We start from the raw sequence: 6,073 nt of genomic DNA on the forward strand, positions 1-6,073 counted from the left end.
TGAGTGGTAGTGAAATTTCTTTTACTCAAATTTAGGTATTCACTGACCGTTCTTGTTGTAAATACCAGAATAATAAGCTACTGATATACTCCACCTTTTTTTATCTTTAATCCATCATAGCTAGCGATGCAACAAAGCCCACTGGGATCCAAAAGGCCATAATAAAAACTAGATTCCAGCGTCACGCGCTGGAATGACACCCTCTGGTGGACTCAAACCATATGAGTAGCCAACACTGCCACTATACTTACCTAGCAAATTTAGATCTAACACTAAACTGTGCTGCCACTAACTTTGCAATCGGTACTCTATAGGGTGAGCATGAAACATAATCTACCCCTGATTCGATGAGAAACTCTATAGATTTTGGATCTGCTCCATGCTCTCCACATATACCCAGTTTTATTTCTTTTCGGGTTTTTTTGCCTCTTTCAATGGCTATCTTGATTAACTCCCCTACCCCTTCGATGTCCAGCACTTCAAATGGGTCGTTTTCGAATATGTTGCTTTCCTTATAAGAATCGAGGAAATTAACTGAATCATCTCTTGAAAGTCCCATGGTTGTTTGCGTTAAATCATTAGTGCCAAAACTAAAAAACTCTGCATGTTTTGCTAACTTATCAGCAATCAGTGCTGCTCTTGGTAGTTCTATCATCGTTCCAATTGAATAAGCCTTGTCTGATGTCATTCCAGCGCGTGACGCTGGAATCTGCGTCTGGATCCCAGCTGAGATAACAGAGGATTCTTTCTTTGCTAGCTCGCATATCAGAATAAATTCTTTCTCGCTCATAATAAAAGGAATCATTATTTCAGGCTCCACTTCTATCTTCTTTTCTTTCTTTAATTCACTTGCAGCACTAAGTATTGCCCTAATCTGCATGCTATATATTTCAGGATGAGAAATAGCAAGTCTACAACCTCGATGGCCAAGCATTGGGTTCTTTTCTGATAACTGTGCTATTTTATTTTTTACTGACTCAACTGACTTACTAAGTGATTTGGCAATTTTTTCTATAGTAGACTGATCATTGGGTAAAAATTCATGCAAAGGTGGATCAAGCAACCGTATAGTGACTTCCCTGCCCTCCATAATAGAAAATATTTCTTTGAAATCAGACTTTTGCATTTCTTCTAGTTTAATGAGCGCATTTGCCCTTTCATTTTCATCGTCAGCTATTATCAATTTTTGAATGAATTCGATTCTATCACTAGCGAAAAACATATGTTCTGTGCGACATAAGCCTATACCTTCTGCACCGAATTCTTTTGCAATTTTTGCATCTTTTGGAGTATCAGCGTTCGCTCTCACTTTGATCGTTTTGATTTCATCTATCCAGTTGATTATCGTTTTGAATTCTTGCGATAATTCAGGTGAAATTGTAGGAAGAATGCCAAGCATAACCTCCCCTGTTCCTCCGTTGATGGTAATTGGTTCACCTTTATTTACTTTTGCATCCCCTACAGAAAAGAAAGTTCCACCTTTATCGATATAAAGTCCACTCACACTGCAAATGCATGGCTTACCCATTCCACGGGTTACAACAGCAGCATGCGAGGTCATCCCTCCCCGTGCTGTTACTATGCCACTTGCAGCATTCATTCCATTAATATCTTCAGGACTCGTTTCTGACCTTACTAAAATCACTTTTTTACCCTGCTCTGCAGCTTTTTCAGCATCACTTGCACTAAACACTACATATCCAGAAGCAACCCCTGGAGAAGCCGGCAGTCCCTTCCCTATTACTTTCTGATCACCCTTAACGTCAAGAACTGGATGCAATAAATTGTCAAAAGTTTTTGGATCAATTCTCAATATTCCTCCTTCTTTTGTAATCGTTCCTTCGTTTACCATATCAACTATTATGCGAATAGCAGCTTCAGCCGTGCGCTTGCCAGACCTAGTCTGCAAAATCCATAACTTACCGTCCTGCACAGTAAATTCGATATCCTGCATGTCTTTATAATGCCTTTCAAGTTTTTCACATACCACGCATAATTCTCGGTAGACACTTGGCAGCAACTTCTCCATGGTGTTTTTTTGCTCTCCGTCAATTGGCATAGGAGTATAAACACCAGAAACCACATCCTCACCCTGAGCATTAATCAGAAATTCACCAAAGTATTTTTTTTCTCCAGTTGAAGGATTTCGTGTAAATATCACACCAGTTGCAGAATTATCATTTAAATTACCAAAAACCATTGCTTGCACGTTGACCGCTGTTCCAAGGTTTTCAGGAATATTATGTATTCTTCTATAGGAAACAGCCCTATCATTTTTCCAAGAGGCAAATACTGCATTAACTGAGTTTAACAATTGCTCTTCAACGTTCTGCGGGAAATGTTTCTCAGTTTTTTCATATACTATCTTTTTAAAATCGTTAACAATTCTCTTTAAAACATCAACATCAAGATCAGCTAAGCTTTTTGCTCCACTCTTTTGCTGCTCATTATCAACAACATCTTGAAATAGGTGATGATCAAGCTGTAGTACAACATTGGAGTACATCATGATGAAACGGCAGTAGCTATCGTAAGCAAAACGTTCGCCACTTTTTTTTGCAAGCCCAACAACGGTTTCATCATTTAGACCAACATTTAAAATAGTATCAAGCATGCCCGGCATTGAACTAACACTACCAGAGCGTATTGAAACTAATAAAGGATTATTTAAATCCCCAAATTTACAACCGATGTCATTTTCGAGCATCGCCATGTAGTTTTTGATTCCACTACATATGTCATTCCAGTGCGTGACCACATTTTTTTCTGGATCCGAGTAGTCAGCTACTTGGATAACAGAAGATCTATTGTCTTGATAATAGACTTTGCAAGCAGAGGTGGAAATTGTGAAACCAGGTGGAACAGGAATGCCAACACTGCACATTTCTGCTAAATTTGCCCCCTTTCCTCCCAGCAGATTTTTCATTTCTGCATTGCCTTCGCATTTACCCTGGCTAAAGTAATGTATCAACTTTTCCCCCATCATTTTCTCCAGATTTTCACTGATAAACACATTGTACATATAGTTCCAATAAACCCGTGAGAACTTGAAACCTTAGGATAATAAATTTTACAAAATTTTGCAACAACGTTCCTTCTGGCAACATCAGTAAAGTTAACAAAAAAGATGACAAATTATTGAATTATTATCAATAAGAATATATAATGTAAAGATACATTTAAAAATTTTTTTATGGCTCTTTCTAAATTTCTCGACCCCAAGAATGATGTTGCGTTCCGGCGTATTTTTGGTACTGAAAAAAATAAAGACATCCTCATTCACTTTCTCAATGATATTTTGGGGTTCACTGGCAAAGATGAAATAAAAGAAATAGAATTCCTCAGCACTATTCAAGATGCTGAAATTGCCTCTAAAAAACAAAGTATCGTTGATGTTCTTTGCAGGGATGAAAATGGGGTGCAAGTAATAGTCGAAATGCAAGTTGCCAAAACTAAAGGCTTTGAAAAACGCGCTCAATATTACGCTGCTAAAGCTTATTCAAGGCAAGCTGATAAAGGTGATCAATATCAGGATCTTAAAGAAATCATTTTTATAGCTATTGCTGATTGTATTCTCTTTCCTAATAAATCTGAGTATAAGTCAGATCATGTAATGTTAGACAAAGATAGCTATGAACATGATTTAAAAGATTTTTATTTTACATTTATTGAGTTACCAAAATTTCCTAAAACTAAAGAAGACCAATTGGAGAGTATAGTTGAAAAATGGATCTATTATTTTAAATATGCAGATGAAACTAGCGAAGAAGAATTGGAAAAGATAATAGGTAGTGATGTAATAATTAAAAAGGCATATGAAGAACTAAATAGATTCAACTGGTCAGAGAAAGAATTTATTGCCTACGAACAGGAAATAAAACGTATTCGTGATGAACGGGCTGTTCTTGAACAAAAACTTGATGATGCTAAAAAGGAAGGAAAAATTGAAGTTGCAAAAACAATGCTGGCTAATAATGTTGATGTCACCACTATTGTTAAGTTTACTGGCCTCTCCATGAGTGAGATCAAAGAATTGCAGAATTAAGTGGACCCGCAAACGGTTACACGAAATAATGCTGCAGCCTGACCAGGTGATAAGTACATTTAGCCTATTTATCTTTATACTTTCATGTCAATTTTATAAATCAAATTTATTTCTGTGAGTAGCTACAATTTAAAGACCTTGCTTCATCAATGTAATGGAACAAAACCTTTTTAGTAAGTTCAAAACCCTCTAAAGTCTCTCCTTCGCATCTTGCTGTAATGCAGTTTTGCGTATTTGATACCCTAAGAAGCCACCAACCTTTATTATCGGTTACCTTAACACCATCAAGATCTGAAAATACAATATTTTGCTGCTCCAGTGTTTTCTTTATTGACTCAATTATTTGAAACTTTTTCTCATCTTTCACTACAATCTTCACTTCATGAGTGATATATAACTTCGGTAAATCCTCAATCACCTGAGATAGGCTTTGGTTTTTCTTAAGCAAAATGTCAACTGCTTTAACAGCAGAATATAGCCCATCATCAAAACTTAGCTCAGAAAAGAAGAAGTGCCCGCTTAATTCACCAGCAAACTTTGCCTCTTCCTCTACCATCTTCTTCTTAACTAGTGAATGTCCAGTAGCACAGGTGATAACTTGCCCTCCTAACTTGCTAACAAAATCATGCACTTTCATACTCATTTTTACGTTAGCAATAACTTTGCTTTCTGGATATTCCTCCAACACTTCACGTGCAAAAATTATAAATAAATGGTCATTGGAAACAACGTTGCCTTTATTATCAATTAAGCGCACCCTATCGCTATCGCCATCTAGCGCAATGCCAAGATCACATCCATATTCCTTCACAATGTCAATTAATTGAGCAAGATTTTTTTCCTCTATGGGATCTGGATCATGCAGTGGAAATGCCCCATCTATAGAGTTATTGGTTACGATGTGCGTATGACCAGGCAAGATCTTTTCAATATACCTTATAATTCCACTTGCTGGACTATTTCCACAATCCCAGGCTATTTTTAATTTCTGTGTAGTATCGTTCTTCACTGCACTTTTCAATATGCTAATGTACTCACTATATATATTTATGTTAATTAAGCTTCCAATTCTTGTGCTGTTTTTAATTGGACTGCTTATAATTTCCTTCATTTCTTGATCTGAGAAGACTTTTTTATTACTAAAAAATTTAAAGCCATTATATTCGCTGGGGTTATGAGAGGCAGTTATTATGATACCAAGATCCGCCTGTGTGATTTGTGTTGCAGCGTAAAGCATAGGTGAAGAGCATAGTCCAACGCGTATAACATTTGCACCGGATAAAGTTAAGCCCCTAATTAATTCTCCTTCTATACCTGGTGAATCTATTCTGCTGTCGTAGCCGACACAAACACTAGCTACGGTTTGGCCAAACTTTCTACCTATCTCGTACCCATCATTAATCTGCAAGTCTTTGCCTATTATACCTCTGATATCGTATTTTCTTATAATGGTATTGTCCATACTGTACCTCTTGAGGTGGCTACTATATAACATTTTGGCCAAATGCTCAAGTTTATTTATCCAACAATTAGTTGACTTTTTAAAGAAATCTGTTAATATTATAGTATATTTTTTAAAATGTAAAATTATGCCACAGGAAAACGAAAATGTATTTATAGCTGAAAGTCAAAGTTTAGATGTAGATGAACAGCAGAAAAAGGATATTTTAGATGTGATTGAATCTTGTAGCAGCTTTCAAGAGACTATAAAACAATTGGAGGAAAAAAATTTAATCTGGTATTTTATTGGCCCTTTACGCAAAGATGAGGACATTACAGGACAGATAAATTTAAAGTGGGAAAAGGAGTTCCAAAAATTTGAGCAATCAATAAATGAAACACATAGAGAGTTTGAAGCACCTTTACCAAATCAAAATTTCTTAGAACCTGTTAAGGATCTCGAAAATATGAGGTAAAATAAGCATAGTTAAGAAAGAGGTATATCTATGCAAAAAAGCTATCCAAGCGATATAAGTAAAGAACAATTTGAAAAAATTAGACCAATACTGGAGAGTAGCAGAAAGAAAA

At 36.2% G+C, this 6,073-nt stretch carries 4 protein-coding genes; 2 read left to right on the forward strand and 2 right to left on the reverse strand.

Annotated elements, in window-relative coordinates; translation table 11 throughout:
• Positions 1-247: 247 nt before the first annotated feature.
• Positions 248-2,983, reverse strand: a complete 2,736-nt coding sequence (gene ppdK / locus OZD63_RS01450; RefSeq protein WP_275007928.1) for a pyruvate, phosphate dikinase — start codon at positions 2,981-2,983, stop codon at positions 248-250.
• Positions 2,984-3,193: 210 nt separating this feature from the next.
• On the opposite strand from ppdK, the gene OZD63_RS01455 reads away from it, so the two are divergent.
• The gene (locus OZD63_RS01455) at positions 3,194-4,045 is read left to right on the forward strand and encodes an Rpn family recombination-promoting nuclease/putative transposase (protein WP_096616857.1); all 852 of its coding nucleotides are present in this window, start codon (positions 3,194-3,196) and stop codon (positions 4,043-4,045) included.
• A 106-nt stretch (positions 4,046-4,151) separates the two neighbouring features.
• Here OZD63_RS01455 and OZD63_RS01460 read toward each other — a convergent pair whose 3' ends face one another.
• Positions 4,152-5,507 carry a phosphomannomutase/phosphoglucomutase gene (locus OZD63_RS01460; RefSeq protein WP_275007927.1) on the reverse strand — a complete coding sequence of 452 codons (1,356 nt, stop codon included), beginning with the start codon at positions 5,505-5,507 and terminating at the stop codon, positions 4,152-4,154.
• A 127-nt stretch (positions 5,508-5,634) separates the two neighbouring features.
• On the opposite strand from OZD63_RS01460, the gene OZD63_RS01465 reads away from it, so the two are divergent.
• Positions 5,635-5,961, forward strand: coding sequence for a hypothetical protein (locus OZD63_RS01465; protein WP_338062912.1), 327 nt, complete (start codon positions 5,635-5,637; stop codon positions 5,959-5,961).
• Positions 5,962-6,073: the final 112 nt, after the last annotated feature.

This window comes from Wolbachia endosymbiont of Drosophila leontia (assembly GCF_028981785.1).
Lineage (GTDB): Bacteria > Pseudomonadota > Alphaproteobacteria > Rickettsiales > Anaplasmataceae > Wolbachia > Wolbachia pipientis.

Excerpts from the sequence above, each read along its gene's own strand:
- ppdK (WP_275007928.1), bottom strand. The coding sequence starts at position 2,983 with ATGGGGGAAAAGTTGATACATTACTTTAGCCAGGGTAAATGCGAAGGC.
- OZD63_RS01455 (WP_096616857.1), top strand. The coding sequence starts at position 3,194 with ATGGCTCTTTCTAAATTTCTCGACCCCAAGAATGATGTTGCGTTCCGG.
- OZD63_RS01460 (WP_275007927.1), bottom strand. The coding sequence starts at position 5,507 with ATGGACAATACCATTATAAGAAAATACGATATCAGAGGTATAATAGGC.
- OZD63_RS01465 (WP_338062912.1), top strand. The coding sequence starts at position 5,635 with ATGCCACAGGAAAACGAAAATGTATTTATAGCTGAAAGTCAAAGTTTA.